This is a genomic window from Gemella haemolysans, from assembly GCF_028308085.1.
Classification (GTDB): Bacteria; Bacillota; Bacilli; order Staphylococcales; family Gemellaceae; genus Gemella; species Gemella haemolysans_D.
Genome location: NZ_JAQMFS010000071.1, coordinates 16,811 through 36,215 on the forward strand (window position 1 = coordinate 16,811; position 19,405 = coordinate 36,215).

Here is a 19,405-nt window from a genome sequence, read left to right on the forward strand (position 1 = left end):
AAAATGAAGTCTCGCACCAAATTCCATAAAGCAACCTACTAACCCATGTGCATTTATTCAGCTACTACGACTAAATCTCCCCAGCTGTTTCAGTCAAGCCTAAAAACAAAAATATCTGTTTCGGCCATTCTATTCAAAGCTAAAAACAAAACCCACCTTCGAAATGTATCGAAAGTGGGTCTTATTCTAACTAAGAAGGTTCTTAGCTATTTTTAATCTTCTTTATTTTTGCGACGTTTTACTGCTGCAAGTAGTCCACCGAAGATTGCCATTCCTAATCCAGCTAGTCCTGTATTAGTTTCAGTTGTACCAGTGTTAGCTAAGCGTTTAACTTGAGCTGGTGCTTTCGGCGTCGCTGGTGCTTCTGGAGTTACAGGTGTTGGTTGTGGTTTTGGTTCCGGCTTAGGCTCTGGTTTAGGCGTTGGCGCTGGAGTCGGAGCTGGTGTTGGTGCTGGCGTTGGGTTTGGTTGTGGTACTGGAACGTAGTTGATTGGTGTATCCTTAGTTGGATCGTTCGGTACGTTTGGTACTTCGTATCCTTTAGTTGGATCATTTGGATCAACTGGTTTCAGTGGGTTTCCGTTTGGATCTACCGGAGTGAATCCTGGTACGTAAGGTACGTGTGGTTTATCACTTCCTGGTTTTGTTGGATCTTTCGGATCGTTTGGATATGGAATTGGATTTGTTGGTGTTCCTGGGATGTTTGGTACCCATGATCCTAACTTATCGTAAACAACTGTTTCGTTGATATCTTTGATTGTATCAGGTGTTACTTTAACATCTTTAGTTGATGATTCTAGATCACCAGCTTTAGCGATGTATCCTTTAACAACTGGTACTGGATATCCATTGAAGATGTCATCGTTACGATCTGTTGTCCATTCTCCATATGTGATTTCTCCTGTTACTAAGTTAACCTTAGCTTCACGAGTGAATTTGATTGTTTCTGTACGAGTTTCAGAAACTTCTTTTCCGTTACGATCTACATACTTGATAGTACGTGTAGCTGATTTCTCAGTTACAAGATCTTTCACAGTACTTGGCCATACTGGGCTGTTTGGATCGTTAGGGAATACTGGTTTACCTGGTTCTGGTGTAGATGGTGTTACTGGAGTTCCATCTGGGTTCTTCGGCAAGTTTGGATCATTTGGATCTACTGGTTTACCTGGTGTAACTGGAATAATTCTTTCAGCTACTGTTACATTGAAGATTTGATCTACAGATTTATCTTTATCAAATACTCTGTCTGTATCTTTAGATGGGAATTCGTTCTTAACTACTCTGTATCCAGCTTTTTCAAGTTTTTCAATAGTCTTAGTTACTTCATCAACTTTAGACTTAGTGAAGTTAGCTCCTGAATCACCTTCATCTACTACTGGAGTAGATACTACTTTACCACTTTCAGTTACGAAGTTAGTGATAGCTTTTTGCTTATCAGTTACGTAGTAAATTGGTGTATCTGTACCTGGATTTGTTGGTACTGGTGGCACTTCATATCCTTTAGATGGATCTTTTGGATCAACTGGTGTTAATGGAACTAGTGGGTTATCCGGACTAATTGGTTTAGTTGGATCTTTTGGTACCACTGGTGTAGTTCCTGGTACGTAAGGAACGATTGGTTTATCGCTACCCGGTTTAGTTGGATCTTTTGGATCGTTTGGATATGGAGTTGGTTTAATTGGAGTTACTCCTTCTGGTACTTTCGGTACCCATGAACCTAGTTTAGTGTACACAACTTCGATATTTTCATCTTTAGAGTCTGCAGTTAATCCTGTTGTTGCTGCTACTTCTTTTTGTTTAGCATCTTTCAGAATGTATCCTTTAACTACTGGTGATTCTACTTTATCGAATGTTGTATCTCCACCTTTAGCAGTCCAATCACCGTAAGTGATTACTCCTGTTACAGAGTTGATCTTACCTTCACGAGTGAATGTAACTTTATCTGTTACTTTCTTAGCTACTTCCTCACCTTTTTCGTTAACATACTTGATTGTACGATTAACGTGACGAGTTGTATCGATTTGTTTAATTAAATCTTCTGTCCATTTTGGTCCATTAGGGTTGTTAGGATCGATTGGTTGTCCTGGTTTTGGTCTGTTTGGATCATTTGGATTTTCTGGATCTACTGGTTTAAGTGGCTCAGAGTGTTGAGTTAATACAACAGTGTATTCTTGATCTTTACTAGAATCTTTATCGAAGTTTCCGTTGTTATCTTTACCATAGTTGTTACTTACTAGATCATATCCTTTAGCAATTAACTTAGCAATTTCTGTAGCTACTTCTGTTGCTTTTGTTAATGGCTCTCCAGACTTACCTTCTTCTTCAATGTTATTAACACCTGGAATTGGGTTTCCACTTAGATCTACGAATTTAGTTACTGCTTTTTGTTTATCTTTTACATACTCAATTACAGTATTTTCTGTTGGAGTCTTAGGTGTCGGTGGTACATATCCTTTAGATGGATCTGTTGGATCAACTGGTTTCAGTGGGTTTCCATCTGGATCTTTTGGGGTTGTTCCTGGGATATGTGGAATCACTGGTACACTTGGTTTGTTTGGATCGTTTGGATTTGTTGGATCATTTGGATCTACAACTTTACCTGGATCTTTTGGATCATTTGGATATGGAATTGGATCGATTGGTGTTTCGCCTTCTGGTACTTTCGGAGTCCATGTTCCTACTGGTACGTAAACTACTTCGATGTTTTCATCTTTAGAGTCTGCAGTTAAGTTTTCTGTAGCTGCTACTTCTTTTTGTTTAGCATCTTTCAGGATGTATCCTTTAACTACTGGTGATTCTACTTTATCGAATGTTGTATCTCCATCTTTAGCAGTCCAGTTACCGTAAGTAATTTCACCTGTTACTGAGTTAATCTTAGCTTCACGAGTGAATGTAACTTTGTCTGTTACTTTCTTAGATACTTCCTCACCTTTTTCGTTAACGTATGTGATTGTACGGTTCACATGACGAGTTGTATCAATTTTCTTAATTAGATCTTCTGTCCATTTTGGTCCAGTTGGGTTGTTAGGATCAATTGGTTGTCCTGGTTTTGGTCTGTTTGGATCATTTGGATTTTCTGGATCTACTGGTTTAACTGGCTCAACGTGTGGTTTAACAGTTACTACGAAACTTTGATCTACTTTCGTATCTTTATCGTATTTCTTATCTGTAGCTGTTGTGAATCCGTCAGTTACTAGGTCATATCCTAGAGCTTTAAGTTCAGCAAGTTTAGTTACTGTACTATACTCGATTGGTTCTCCAGATTTACCTTCTAGGTTATCTGTGTGAAGTACTGTTCCTGTTCCTTCTACAACATAAGTTACTTTCGCTTTTTGAGTATCTTTTTCATAAGTGATTTCAGTATCTTCTGTTGGGTTTTCAGGTGTTGGTGGAACATACCCTTTACTTGGATCATTTGGATCCACTGGTTTCAGTGGGTTTCCTTTTGGATCTTTTGGAGTTGTTCCTGGAACATGAGGAATCGGTTTTGTTGGTGTTCCTGGTTTTGTTGGATCTTTCGGATCATTTGGATATTGAGGCTTGTCAAGTTTTGGCTCTTCAAATCCTTCTGGTACTTTTGGTACATATTTTCCAAGTGGTGAGTAAACTACGTTTACTACTGAGTCAGCTGCATCGTGAGCAACGTTCTCTACTTTTTCAGCTGCTTTAATATCTGCAACATATCCTTCGATTACTGGAGATACTACTTCAGCTAATGTTTGTGGTTTTGTCCAATCAGAAGTATAAGTGATTTCACCTGTTACTTTGTTTAGATCACCTTTACGAGAGTAACGAAGTTTTTGTTCTACAGTAGCTGCAGCTTCTTGACCACGTTTAGCTTCTTCTACTTTGTCAGTATTAGCGTATCTGTAGTTGATTGTACGATTTACTTCATCTAGTAATCCAAGTTGTTCGTAAGTACGTTGTTTTGGATCTCCAGGTACTTTATCTCCTGGTTTTGGAGTTGTGTTTGGATTGTTTGGATCTAGCGGTTTATCTGGATCGATTGGAGAAATTCCTTCTTTAACGATTACGTAGTAAACTTGGCTAACTCCACTATCACCTTTATCGTCTTTATCATCGTATGTACGGTTTGCATCAGCGTAGAATGCTACACGTTCTGCTGTATAAGCTGGATCAGTTGGTGCAACAACTTCGTAACCTTTAGCTTCTAATTCAGCTTTAACATTATCAACATTTGTTGTCTTAATTGCTTTACCTGTATCTCCCGCTTCCGCAACTGATACGTGAACTGCTGTTCCATCAGCTTTAATGAAGTGAACTAGAGCTACTTGAGAACCATCTTTAACATACGTAATTGTAGTGTTTTGAGTTGGATCTTCTGGTACTTTCGGTACTTCATATCCTTTAGTTGGATCGTTTGGATCTTTCGGAGTTAATGGTTTACCGTTTGGTCCTACTGGTGTTGTTCCAGGGATGTATGGTACTACTGGAGTTTCAGCAGGCGTTCCTGGTTTTGTAGGATCTTCGTTAGTTGGATTTTCATATGGTTTTGGTGTTAAGTCAGTGTTCGCTGGAGGTGTTACTCCTTCAGGAATTACTGGTACATATGAACCAAGTTTACGGTAGATAATTGTTTCTTCACTATCTTTGTCAGTAGCTTTAACATTTTCACGAGCTGTAGAAACTTTCGCAGAAGCTACATATCCTGGTTTGTTTGGAGTTGTTACAGCGTCGATTGTTGTATCATCGTCTTTAGCTTTCCATTCTCCAAAGTTAGAGATTGCTCCTGTTACTGGATCTAAGTCAGCTGTACGAGTGAATGTTAATGTTTGTACATTATCAGGGATACCTGCATCTGATCCGTCAGCTAGTTTGTAGTGAACTGTGTGTGTTACTTCTTCAATTAATCCTAATTCTTTGTAAGTACGTCCTTTTGGATCATTTGGTACTTTGTCATCAGGTTTTGGAGTAACATTCGGTGTATTTGGATCCGTTGGTTTAGATGGGTCTAATGTTACTGGTTTTGTAGTATAAACCACTGTTTCATTGATATCTTCAGCAGTTGCTGTTACTTCTGATGCTGGTACAGTCGCTTTATTTGGAGTGTAGTTCTTAATTTCTGGTGAAGTTACAGCTTCAAATGTTTGCGCTGGTGACCAGTCTCCGAATGTAATCTTACCAGTTACTGGATTGATTGTTGCTGAACGTTTGAACTCTTTAGTTTCTTCTACTGAATCAGCAGCTTTCTTACCATCTGCATATACATAGTTGATTGTACGTTTAACTTCTTCTTTACGTCCATCTTCTAACTCTTTGATTAACTCTGGAGTCCATTTTGGTCCTGTTGGATTATTTGGATCGATTGGTTGATCTTTAGTTGGAGTTGGATCGTTTGGATTTACAGTTACAGGTTTAACCGCTACAAGAACTTTGTATTCTTGGTTAGTCTTAGAGTCTGCGTCGAATTTACCATCTGTTGGATAGTTGTTTTCAACAACTGTATAACCTTTAGCTTTCAATGCGTTTATTGTCGCTGTTACTTCTGCACCTTTCGTGAATGCTTTTCCTGCATCTCCTGTATCAACGATTGATTGAGCTACTCCACCTTTTTCAGTCTTATCAGTTTCACTATTTACCTCGATGAAGTGTGTAACTGCCACTTGAGAACCATCTTTCGTATAAACGATTGTAGTATCTTCAGTTGGGTTCGTTGGTGTTGGTGGGTTGTATCCTTTAGTTGGATCTTTAGGATCTTTCGGAGTTAATGGTTTTCCATTTGGTCCTACTGGTGTTGTTCCTGGTACATAAGGAATTGTCGTTGTTGGTGTTCCTGGTTTTGTTGGATCATCCGGGTTATTTGGATATTGTGGGTTTTCAATTGTCGGAGGAGTGAATCCTTCTGGAACAACTGGTACAAATTTACCTAAATCTTTATAGATAACTTTTTCAACAATATCTTTATCCGTTGCGTTAACACCCGTTACATCTTTCTTAGATGACTCAACATCTCCTGTAGCTACATATCCAGTTTTAACTGGTACTACTGCTTTACCTTCAAGAGTTGTATCGTTATCTTTAGCTGTCCATTCACTATAAGTAATCTCTTTTGTTACAGCATTAACTGTTGCTGTACGTGTAAAGCTTACTGTAGTTTCATGTTTAGGTTCTGCATCAGTTCCACGTTTAGTAGTATCTGCTACATCATCTGCATAAGTATACGTAATTGTACGTTTTACTTCTTCAGCTAGTTTTAGATCTTTGTATTTTGGCCCATTAGGATTACTTGGATCTACTGGTTTGTTTGGATCGAAGTTTGGATCATTTGGATCAATTGTAATTTGTTTTATTTTATAAACTACAACTTCTTCATAATCAGCAGCATCTGCCGTTACAGTTTTCGCTGGTACGTCACTTACTGTTGGATTACTTACTAACGCTGATGTATATCCGTCAATTGTAGGAGTTGTTACAGCTTCAAATCCGTCAGTTGTCTTAGGAGTCCATGCTCCATACTCAATTTCACCTGTCACAAGGTTAACTTTAGCTGTTCTTGTGAATTCAAGTGTTTTAACTTTCTTACCTGCTACTTCTGTTCCAAGTTTGCCGTCTGGTACTGGAGTTCCATCGTCATAAATATACTTGATAGTACGCGTTACAGATTCAGTAGTTTTCAGATCTTTAACTGATTCTGGCCATTTCGGTCCATTATTATCACCTGGAACTACTGGTTGCCCTGGTTCTGGTTTTACATATCCAGGTGTAGTCGGATCAGTTGGTATATCTTTAATAATCGGTTTGAATGTTACTGTATATTCTTGGTTTGTTGATGCATCTGCGTCGAATACTTTTTCAGCATCTGTTGATGGATAGTCTTTTTCACCTGCATTTACGTTGGCTACTCTTTCATATCCACGAGCTAAAATTTTGTTGATTGCTGCAGTTACATCAGCATCTTTAGTGAAGGCTTTACCTGTATCTCCTGTATCTACTACTGAAGGTTCTAATCCTTTACCAGTTGTATCTACAAATTTAGTTACTACCACTTGAGAACCATCTTTCGTATAAACGATTGTTGTGTCTCCTGTTGGTGTAGTTGGAGCTGGTGGCTCATATCCTTTAGTCTTATCATTAGGATCTTTTTGTTTCAACGGTTGTCCATCTGGTCCTACTGGTGTAGTTCCTGGTACGTATGGAATCGTTGTTGTTGGTGTTCCTGGTTTTGTAGGATCTGTTGGGTGATTTGGATATTGTGGATTTTGAATTGTTGGTGGTGTAAATCCTTCTGGTACTACTGGTACGTATTTACCTAAAGCTTTGTACACTACTTTTTCCGTAATATCTTTATCTTCAGCTTTAACTGATGTTACATCTTTCTTAGATGAATCTACATCTCCTGTCGCTACATAACCTGCTACTTTTGGAAGTTCTGTTTTTCCTTCTAATGTAGTATCGTTATTTTTAGCTTCCCATTCTCCGTATGTGATTTCTCCTGTTACTGGATTTACTTTAGCTACACGAGTATAGTTAACTTTCGTAGTGAATGCATCAGCTACATTAGTTCCAGCTTTATTTGCATCTTTTTCAGCTTGGTTTAATTCACTTGCTTCTGTTGAGTAAGTGTACGAAATTGTACGTGTTACTTCTTCAGTATTTTTAAGTTTCGCAAGTAATTCGTCAGTCCATTTTGGTCCATTTGGATCATTTGGATTAATTGGCTCATCTTTCTTAGGTTCTTTATAACCTGGAGCTTTTGGATCAACAGTAATTAGTTTAGTTTTGTAAACTACTACTTCTTCGAAGTCTTTGTCTGTAGCTGCTACAGTTTTCTCTGGTACATTAGCTGTTGTTGGCGTTACACCTGCAACTGCCGCTGTGTATTTCTCTAATACTGGAGATGTTACTGCTTCGAATGTTTGGTTCGCTGACCAGTCTCCGTATGTAATTTCTCCTGTCGCTACATTAATCTTACCAGGACGAGTGAATTTAAGTGTTTTAACTTTCTTGTCAGCTACACTTGTTAAGTCAGATTCTGCTACTGGAGTACCATCTTCGTATACATACTTAATTGTACGTGTTACTTCTTCTTGTACTTTTACAGCGTTGATTAATGCTTCAGTCCATTTTGGTCCATCTGGATTATTTGGATCGATTGGCGTTACACCTGGAGTTGGTTTTGGATTATCATCACTCTTCGGTTTTGTTGGATCAAATGATGGAATATCAACTACTTTAGCTTTGAATTTCACAACATATTCTTGATCACGGTCTGCATCTTTATCGAACTTATCAGTTGATACAAATCCGTTATTTACAAGTTCATATCCTTTCTTAACTAGCTCAGCAATCTTATCAGTTACTGAAGTTGCTGTTGTAGCTGGGTAAGCTGCTTCTGATTTACCAGTTACTGCGATTGGATCCGCAAGACCTGGAGTAATTACTTTATCTGTATTAGTAGGATCTACTTCTACGAATTTAACTACAGCTTTTTGAGCAACTGGAGTATAAAGTACTGTGATCTTGTAGTCATCTGCTTCTGCATCGATTGCTGCAGTCGCTTCTACAGTAGCGTTATCTGGAGTGTATCCAGCCACTTCTGGAGAGTTAACAAGGTTGAATTTATCATCTTTTGCTACTTCTGCAGGTGTTAACGTTACACCAGTAGCTGTTCCACCTACCGGAGTCCATGGTCCAAATGTAACGATTGCTTTTTGAGCAGCTGTTGCATCTGCAGCTATCGCTTTGTTTGTAATGTGATCGTAGTAAACTGTACGAGCTTTGTATTCTTCAGGAGAATCATATCCGCTCTTATCTAACACCGCTTTGTAAGTTGCGTATTCTGTTGGATATTCTTTCGCTGCTAATGTGTAGTCAATTGTACGGTCACGTTCAAAGTGAAGTGTTTCAGTCACTGTTGGCGCAGCCGTTGTTCCACGTTTATCTGCCGGTACATCATCTGTACTTGCATATTTGTATTCGATTGTACGTGTTACTTCTTGAGTATCTTTAATTTGACGAAGAACTTTTTTATGACGTAGGTAAACATTGAACGCTTGGTCTACATCTTTATCGTCATCGAACTTACGTCCACCTTCAATAGCTGTACCTTGAGTATTATTTGTATAGTCATCAGTTACTAATTCATAACCAAGGTCTTCATATTTCTTGATTGTGTCAGCTGTTAGGTAAGGAATCTTCGTATGAGATTTACCTTGAAGCGTTGTAACCCCGTAAGTTGTTTTCGCATTCGCACCCGTAGCAGGAGCAGTTGCTGCTGTTTGAACTTCAAGAATACGAGCATCACCTGTTGCATCTAAGTCGATGTAAGTTACTTTAGCTTTTTGAGTATCAGCTTTATAAACAACATACATATCGAAGTTGTCTTTGTCATCTGATCTTATTGCTGAAGAAGCTGGTTTATACGTTCCGACATCTTTTGTATTTCTATCAATCGGTTTATAAGTACCAATTTCCTTAGCATCTTTAATATGAGCCATTTCTCCTGTTGCATTTGGAGCATTGTATTCTAAAGTTACAACATTCGCTGTATAACCTTTTACAGTAGGAGAAACTATACTATTCATCTCTTCGTTATTTTCTCCATGTTTCCAATCAGAAATAATCAATGTTCCTTGAGAGAATTTAGTACCTTTAGGTATTTCAGTTCCTGCTGTGTATTCTGTACCATTCACATCTCTAACTGTATTCGCAGTTACCATCGGTTGGTCTAATACACCATCTTCATCAAACATTTTGTATGTACGAGTATAGTTTAGAGTTTGAGATCGTGTTACTGGTTCATTATTGATTGATAAAATTGGATCATTATTTTTATAAGAAGCTTGACTAGTAGCTGTTGCATCATTATCACTCTCATACACATAGTGAATTGTACGTGTAATTGATGCTTCTGTAACTGGTGTTACTATTGGTGTGTATTTTGCTCTACCGTAATCAGTACCGTATTTTTCTGTAACTTTATCATTTGCTACAACATCATTATAGTCTATATCTGGTTGTACTAAATCTACACCTGTTCCTCTTCCTACAAATCCAGGTTCTGGTGTAAATGTAACTTCACCTGTTGGTTTTCCACTTGCATCTTTCACAAGTTCGTATACCCCTTCACCTGTGATTGTTACTTTAGAATCGTTAGTGTTTGCCAGGTCATAACTACGTGGAACCTCTGTTATTGCTCCTGTTGTAGGATCAAGATGTGTTGCGCTTGGTAATATAACTTGATTTAACGGTAATATTCTCTTGACTTTAGTACCCGCTGGAATCGTGTTAGTTGCACGATATTTACCGTCAACTTTTACAACATCTCCTTTTCCTACAATTTGACTAATAGATGTTTCTTTAGCCAAAGTAGAAATTTTTCCTCCACTTTCACGTGGAATAGTATCACCTGTATTATAAGTAACATTATTCCAAGTATTATTAGCTGTCGATACTAGTGGATTTTTAAGTTTAGCTCCTGCTGGAATTCTTCCTCCGGCAGAAATAGTAGTCTCTGTACCGTTAGCTAGAGTAACAACCGTGTCTGCTGTAACAGGATGAGGATCAACTGGACTAGCTCCCGCTGGGATAGTTTTTCCAGTAACAAGTCGAACATTATTTACTACAACAGAACCTGTACCTGTTACTACCACATCTGCATCTTCAGCAATTTTCGCACGCGCTGGTAATTTATCTTTATCAGGAGTATATGTCACTACCTTCCCATCAGCAAGTGTTAATGTAGTAGCCTTACTTACTTCAGTATCTTTATCGTATGAAGATTTATTACTTTCTAAAGTATCCGCTAATTTTATACTCTTATTCTTATCTATGATTTCGAATTCATCAGCATACCTAGAATCTGTAATCTTATCTCCTGTTTCAGTTTCCACTGTTCCATATACTGGGATTTGAGGTCTAGCACTTTGTTTTTTACCTTGAACATCAGTAGTTGTAGTATCTTCACCTATTGGTCTCACATCAATAACAGTTGGAATATAACTAGTATCCATTGTTTTATAACCATTATTTCCATTGTTTGTATTTTCAAGAACCTTATCTTTTTCTGCTAATGTAGTAGATGTTTTAGAAGCCTCAATTGTATCATTATTAGCTTCCCATCCAGTTGAATTATTATTATCATCCCATGCACGTACAGCAATACCTTTTGCTGTTCCAACATAAGATTTGTTAGGTTTAAATGTTAATGTAGTTTCATATAATCCATTTCCTACAGAAGTATTTTTACCTTCATTAGCAGGATTAACTTTATATGTACCTACTTCATTTCCTGCAGTATCATATTCTGTGTACTCACTTAATAAATATTCTGTTTTCCCAGTTAATGGGTTTGTAACTTTAAGTCCTTTACCCAAAACTTTATTATTTTTATCTTTTACTGTTACATATTCTCCTGAATATACAGTGGCACCATTTCGTTCTACATGAACCTTGCCTGTAGAGTCTACACGATAATTCGCAGGTAATCCAGACTTATCAGCAATAGCTTCTTCTGACGCGACTTGCTTATCAGTTAGAACTATTTTCGGTGATAAATTCTCATTTTCAATTTGCGCCCATTTCGTAAATTTAGAATCTTTATTTTTACCATTAGCTATGAACATCGCATTAGTTGGTAGTGTAACTGTTTGTTCTCGACCTTGATAATCTTTTGTCTCATGTCTAGTACCACGTGGCATGTGAACTACATGTGTTTGGAAATCCTCTACTTCCCCTGATGATGCCACACCTGTTGGTTCTAGAATCTCATCTTTTGTTAATGAAATACGTAAACGTACTCCTAAGCTATCTGCTGAAGTATCTAGTAATTGTGGCGTGTTTTTGAATTTAATATTGTAAGTTCCATTTTGGTTAACTTCTACGATTTCTGAAGATTCATTAAGATCAAATTTACCGTTGTTGTTGAAGTCTACCCATCCACGGATATAAGCTTTATCATTATTAACACCTAGGTTAGCACGAACACCTTCAAGGACATATTCATTACCTTGGGCTTGACGTAATTTGTACTCAGTTGCTACCGCTGGATCAAGAAGTTGGCTTTCTCCTTCATCTCCTAGAGTACCTTCACCTAGAGCACCTGTTGTGTGGTTATAAACTCCACGAATCGGAAGCTTAGATACTGGGTTCGCCATCTCAATAACATCACCTTGATTTAAAAGTACACGTGTGTGATCCTCTTTTTCAATTACGGCATTACCATTCGGTAATAATAAGTATGTACCTGTTACACCCTTATCTGTTGTTACAACTGTTTTTCCTGATTCTAATGGTGTCTCTTTATATTTTTCTGATGTGATTAAGTCATCAAGTACCCATCCACCTGAAGGGTCAGTTTTTGTTGAACGGAAGTCTGGGTCTCCTTTAACATTACCTAAGTATGGCTGAGTAGCCGTTACCTGAGTTTTAACTCCATTTTTTACAACTTCTTTATTGAAATCCCCGATAATGTGTTGAGCTGATCCGTAAGATTGCGGAGCATCTCCTCCATCATAAATCATGAATCCGATTGTTCCTGCTTGTGCTCCTGCAGAGTTCAAGTACATTGATAATGTCTTAACGTTTTGAGAAAGAGCGATTGGTAATGAGTTTTTAGAACCCATTGATGTATAGTTTGCTCCAAATGTATTAGTTCCGTATGCAATAGGTTTCCCTTTTTCGTCTAAGTTAACCCAATCTTTTGGATTATATCCCGCTTGCGCAAGACGTCCGTCAGCATTAACATCACTTTCTTTACTTGGATAAACTCCTTGAGCTGTTTTATCATCTATATCTTTTTGAAGATTTAATGCCATGAATTGTTCCCATTTCGTTCCATCCGTTTCAAATTGAACAATTTCTGTACGCCCTGCTTCTTCAGCATCAGCCGCAATTACGTTAACATCTACAATACGACCATTATATGTCGCAGAAAGAGCAAATGTTACACCAACGTTAGATTCATCACGAGACGATGTGAATGCAGTAAGCATTTCACTTCCATCTGGATTTGTTGTTGGGAGTCCTGCTTTTCTTAAGTATGACCATTGAGTATCTTGAGATGTAATTAAGACATCCGCATGTCTTTGATCTCCAATTTTTTTATAAAGATTAGCTGATCCTGATGGTACAGCCTTACCATTCACATTAACATAAGAGAACCCAGTTTCAGCAAGTTTTGTCGCTGTTAAACCTTGACTATCAATAGCTTTGTTGTAGTCTTGAACAGCTTTATGATAAGCTGCTGCTTTCGCATAATAAGCATCTGTATTAGCAAATGTTTCTGTTGGATATTCTGGTAGTGTTAATGCCACACCATTTACTGAAACAGCTGGGTTATTAGCAAATGTTGTTTTATTATTTATTGCATTTTGTTTAAATTGTTTATCCTCAGCTTGTGCTTTTGATAATTGTTTCTCAGATCCCCAATCTCCATAATCACGTACAGCATTCACTGGTCCTGCAGCTGTTTTATTAGGATCAGATTTCACATCTTTTGAACCCAATTTAATAACAGTTGCTGTTAAAGCATATCCTTCAACTTTAGTTTTAACGTTGAATTTCATACCTTCTTGTAAAGCTTCGTAAAGTTCGTGGTCGTTTTGAGCTCCACCTGTGTAATATAGATGTTCTACATATTTTGCAGTTCCTGAATTTAAGAATTTATCATCAGTTGTTAGTCCTTTTGAGCCGTCTGCGTATGTCACATCACGAACCATTGTAATTTTACCAGTTACTACATCTCCATTTGGATAAGTTACAGTTCTAGTTATTGGTTGCGCTAACTTTCTTGCAGGTCCTACTACAGTACCGTTAGGATATGTGATCGATGCTGCTGCAAAGTCAAACCAGTTAATGTTGTTCTTAAGTTGCTCTAAGTTTTTAGTACCTGCAGTACCAACAACAGTATCTCCAGAAGCAATATCAGTTCTAACACCATTTAAAGTAACAGTTGCTCCACCTGCAGTTCCATTTCCTTTTTTTACTACATCAATCATAGAAGGATCCGTAATGCTTGGGTTAGCATTCATGATTTCACGTTTAACCGCTGCTACTTCTTCATCTGTTAATTCATTAATATTTTTTACAGGTGTTTTTGTCGTTGGTGGAACTATTGCTGTATTAGTAGTAGTTTCTCCAGCTAATAACCCTTCTAACTTACCACGGTGCCCTGCACGTTGCATTGTTGCGTATACTGCTTCGATAGCTCTCTCTAGTTCTTTACGTTCTCTTTCTGAATCGCTCTTAGTTGATGAATCAGAGTTGAATACGTCTAGAGCTTTAGCTATTTGTTTTTCTGCTGTTGCTACCGCTGCTTTGATTTCAGCTTTTTTAGGTTCTTCTTTTACTGATTTTTCAGCAAATGCAGTCGCAGTTTGGTTAATAACTTTTGCTTCTGAGATAGTTTTTTCTAAATCTTCTTTTGCTGATTTAGTTTCTTTTTTATCAGATTTTTCTTCTGATTTAGCTTCTTTTTTACCTTTATCTTCGGCTTTTTTGTCTTCAGCTTTAGTTTCTTCTTTAGCGTCCTCGACTTTTTTAGCTTCTAGAGATTTGTTAAGGAAGCTGATTGAGTTTTCTAATGCTACTGTTTGCACATCTACTTGTGCTTGAGTTGCATTTTCATTAGCAACAAGGTCTTTAGCCTTGTTTAGTTCTGTCGCAGCATCAACAGTTAATTTTTGTTGAGTTTCTGACAGCTCTTTTCCTGCAAGAGTTACGAATAAATCGTTTAGTTGATTAATTTTCTCTTGTAGTTTTGTTTTAACAGCACTAGTTTTAACAACTGTGCTTTCAGCTGATTTCTCAGCAACTTCTGCTTTCGGCGCCTCTACTTTTTCGGTAGTTTTGTCGTTAGCAGTAGTTTCTACAGAAGTTTCTTGCTTAGTAGTATCTGCTGCTTGAGCTGCACCACCAAGGAATAAGAAACCAGAAGCGATCAATACAGATGCAGTACCAGCGTTGAATTTTTTAATCCCATACTGGTTAATCTTTTCAGATTGCTTCGTACTGTTCATTTTTAAATTATTTTTACTGAACATTGTTTTCTCCTTTTTTATAAAATAAATAAAATCATAATGACTGTATCATACCATATTACAAAATCAACCTTAAACTTGCTTTAAATTACCACATTTTTTTTCGCAAATTTACGATTCCAATATTTAAATAACATGTTCGATTTTCGGTAAATATTTTTACATATAAACGAAATTATTTTCAAAACTTTCTTATGTTACAAAAATGTTACAAAATCAAGAATTCGTCAATGTTATTTCATGCTATTATTATATCTTAAAACCGCCTATTTATCAATTATTTTACCGTTTTTCAATATTCTAAAAATAACAAATAATTTTAAAATACTAAAAATAAAATAATACTTATACTTTTTAAAATTTCTACAAATTTACCAGCAAAAAAATTTACGTAAACCCCAAAAAGAAAACTGGGTGAAACCTTGTTCTTATAAGGTTTCTTACGATAAAAAAAAAAAAATACAATTTGACATTTATGTCATTAGAAAATATTCATTAATTTATTAAACAAGTAATTCATATACCAATTGTTATCCTTTATTCGAAACAAAAAAAAAAAAACAACCCAAAAACCAACATCTTTTGAAATTTGATTTTTGAGTTATTTTCATGTTTTTAAACTACTCAATATTGTTTAAACTTATTTTTCTTTTTGACGCTTTCTTACACTCATAACTAATGCAGCTAACATCGACATAAATCCTAATGTTGCAACATCTGAGGAAGTAGTTCCAGTATTAGGTAATCGTTCAGATTTTTTTCTATTTACAGTGCTAAGAGTTAAAATCTTTTCTTCAAGTTTCTCTACAGTTGGTAGATTCTGAAGTTGTTCCTTAGGATTTGGTATAGGTTCAACAGTATTCACCAGCGCCGAACCTCTATACTCAGGCACCTCTAATATAGTTGGTTTTTCTGAAGGGACTCCTCCTTTATATTCTGGTATTTCCAATACCGGAGGTTGAGTTGATGGTACCCCTCCTTCAAATTCTGGTACTTCTAACACGGGTGGCTCTGGTGACGAAACACCTCCGTTATACTCAGGCACCTCCAATACTGGTGGATCTACCGGTGATACCCCTCCTTCAAATTCTGGCACTTCATTTATCGGTGCATCAGACGGTACTTGCCAAGTTGGTTTTACAGGAATATCGTAATCATATTGATAGACTACTGTCGTCGTTCCTTCTACAACTTTACCTGTTTCTGCAGTTACATTATTGAATTTAGCAGAAACTGAATAAACTCCGTGGTATTTATATGTTTTACCATCTGCAGCCGTTATTTTCTCAACTAATTTTTCTTTTGCATTATAGTCTTGTACAGAAAACTCCTTAACCACTTCTCTTGTCGATACTACTTTATCACCTGATTTTGTAGTATATGTGTATGTTGTTCTTAAAACTGCATCTTTCACTAAAGTTTCTTCTGGTTTTATTTCATTTCCTTCAGCATCAACATACCTAACTACTACAGAACCTTTCGTTTCTTTTTCAGTTGGATTAGGATCTTCTTTGCTCACTAAACGATAAATATAAGTTACCTGTGTCTGCTCTTTACTAATTATCCCTTCTTCAGGAGCTGAACCTTCTTTTATCCCTACATATTCATAAGTAAATCCTGTTTTATCACCTATGATTGTTTTATATCGCTTCTCAGTTGTATCGTATGCTGGTTCTAATTTTTCTGTAACTTTCTCCTCACCTACTTTTGTAGCACCTGAAAGAATATCATACATTTTTACTTTTTCATAAGGAACATCCGATATAACTGCTTCTGATTCTTTTAAGATTGCTCCTGATTCAGATTCATAGTTTACATTAACAGATCCTACTTTTGTATTTTCAATTTTCACCGGTGAATCAGATAGTTTTGTAGATAATCTATAATAATGATTTACAACTGCTTCTCCCTCTCCCATAACTTTATAAGCACGAATCGGAGTAATAATCTCTTTAACTTTGTAATTCGTTTCTTCTTTAGTTGTTATATCCCTCTTAGTAAATTCAGTCTCATTTGTAGTTGAATTATCATTAACAACATTAATATTACTTAAATCATCAGAGATTGTCACAGCACCTTTATTCGCATATACAGAATCTTCCCTTGTTTCAATCTCAGGATTAACTTTTTCCCAATCGCTGTAATGTTCTTCTTCTTTATCTTTATGGTAAGACTTAATCACACCTGATGCAAAACCATATTTTTCAGAGTATTTTAGAACTTCTTTTGTCGTTAACTCTACATCTTTTAATTGCTTATACTCTTTTAAAGTTTCTTTCGACGTTCCTAATGTGATTTCTAAATCACTTAATACACTTTGAGCTCCCTCAATCTGATCTCTCAATTTTTTCAAAATTTCTTGATTTCCTTGAGAGAACATTAATCCTCTTTCATCTTCAACTGCAACTTTGATTTGATTTTGCTTAATCATTTCAATGGTCTTAGCAATATTTTGCTTCAACTCTTCTCTTCTTGCTAAAACCCTTTTTCTATCCGCTTCATTGTTCACATTACGATCAAAGTAATCTAATATTCCATTTATTTGAGCATGCATCTCTTCTAAAATTTCTTGTAAAGATTCATTTTTGAAATTATATTTATTTGATCCTGTTATTCCTGGAGGTAAATTTTTATAAATATTATTATAATATAAGATATTCTCATCTTTAAAATTCACTTTTCCATCATCAGCTGTACCAAATATATAGTCATCCCCAATAGTTTGAAATTCCCCTGTTTTTGGTTGCATCCAAAAGGCATAAGTCGGCTTCCCTGGAATCCCTTCTGTTCTATTAAAACCTTCAGTATAATTATATGAAGGTTTCGCAGGAATTTTTTCTCGTCTATACTCTACTTTATTAACAGTTCTCGTACCACTTCCATGAGCATATGTATCACGATCCATAACAAGAACTGTATCACCTTCTTTAAGAGTCACATTTTCTTTCGTGAAATCTTTAGCTGTTGCTTGACCATTTTTCCACTTCGCAACTGCATCTTCATCACTAGATACCCCACTAGCTTCTACAAATTTCCCATAATGTCCATTTGAAGTTTCTTCAACTAAATATACTTTTCCTGTAATTTTTCCGTAGTTGATTTCTCCTAGATTATTGTGCATTCCCTCCGGAGATACCTGAGCTTTTATATCATTGAATGTAGTTTTTTCATAAGTTGCTTTGTTTTCATCTACTACTTCTGAACGAATCCATTTGTATTCTTTATTATTAGCTTGAATTACCGCTTCTTTTCCTGTATCTTCGTCGATAGCTGACCCTGTTTTTTCTACAGTTGATTCACGATAATCTTTCCCATCGGTATCGTAAGCAATTCCTTTTTTATCATAAGGAGTCGATACAGTTCCTTCTTCACCAGCTACTTTTTTCGAATCTTTAAGTTTTGAATTATCATCTTCTAACAGATAATTAACTATTGCATTAGATTTGAATTTTACAGAATCTGTACCATCCGCATCCCCTGTGTTTTGATTCGCTTTAGTAGGTCGATTATATCGTATATCAGCCACCGCATCAACAGTTACTTTTTTCGCAGGATTTTGATCATCTGTAAAAGTCGTTTTTGCACTTGATGAAACTTTTTCAAATTTACTTACAAGCGTTGTTTCATTCTGTGCGCCAGAACTTACATTGGCAGATGCAGTTCCACCTCCAGCTAACATCGCTATACCTAGAATTGTTATCGCTCCAATTAATTTTGAATCAGTTCTACCATTTTTATACTTTCTTAGCGAAAATTTCTCTTTTTTAATATTATTAAACATAATTTTCCCCTTTGTTATTTTATTACGTTTCTTTATTACATCTTTCTAATTACAAGAAATCACTAAATTAGCATCTAGATGTTTTCTAAATATCTATGTAATACGTTTTCAATTTTAACACATTAAATAATTTTTATCAAATATTCGGCAACATTACTTCACACTATCTATAAACACAAAACACCCCTGGATTTCCATCCAAGAGCGCCCTGTGATTTACATAATGAAATTAATCATCTTTTAAACTTATTATTTTTCATTTTGACGTTTTCTTACAGCTAAAGCTATACCTGCGATTAGAGCACCGAATCCTAATACCGCTGCATTAGATGTTTCGCTACCTGTATTCGCTAAACGCTTCACCTGTGCAGTTACTGCAGGTTTAACCGGTACTTCCGGCGTTGGTTTTGGTACAGGCATCGGCTCTGGTTTAGGCGCTGGGGTTGGTTCTTCAGGAATCTTAAGTTCTGGTTTTTCCACAATCGGTGGATCTAACGGAACTACTCCCCCTTCGTATTCAGGAATATCTACTGTAGGTGGGTCTAACGGGGTTGCTCCTCCTTCATATTCTGGTTTATCGACAGACGGAGCAGAAAGTTGCATTACATATTGGTAAACAATAGTA

General features: G+C 36.5%; 3 protein-coding genes. All 3 read right to left on the reverse strand.

Features of this window, described 5'->3' with window-relative positions; all coding sequences use genetic code 11:
- Window positions 1-212 precede the first annotated feature (212 nt).
- Complete coding sequence (locus tag PNO30_RS06060; protein WP_271987537.1) at window positions 213-15,002, reverse strand: mucin-binding protein; 14,790 nt, start codon at window positions 15,000-15,002, stop codon at window positions 213-215.
- A 637-nt stretch (window positions 15,003-15,639) separates the two neighbouring features.
- On the reverse strand, window positions 15,640-18,780 hold the full coding sequence (locus PNO30_RS06065) for an SIALI-17 repeat-containing surface protein (protein WP_271987538.1): 3,141 nt from the start codon (window positions 18,778-18,780) through the stop codon (window positions 15,640-15,642).
- 249 nt (window positions 18,781-19,029) lie between these two features.
- Window positions 19,030-19,383: an SIALI-17 repeat-containing surface protein gene (locus PNO30_RS06070; RefSeq protein ID WP_271987539.1), complete on the reverse strand. Its 354-nt coding sequence runs from the start codon at window positions 19,381-19,383 to the stop codon at window positions 19,030-19,032.
- Window positions 19,384-19,405 lie beyond the last annotated feature (22 nt).

Excerpts from the sequence above, each read along its gene's own strand:
- PNO30_RS06060 (WP_271987537.1), bottom strand. The coding sequence starts at position 15,002 with ATGTTCAGTAAAAATAATTTAAAAATGAACAGTACGAAGCAATCTGAA.
- PNO30_RS06065 (WP_271987538.1), bottom strand. The coding sequence starts at position 18,780 with ATGTTTAATAATATTAAAAAAGAGAAATTTTCGCTAAGAAAGTATAAA.
- PNO30_RS06070 (WP_271987539.1), bottom strand. The coding sequence starts at position 19,383 with ATGCAACTTTCTGCTCCGTCTGTCGATAAACCAGAATATGAAGGAGGA.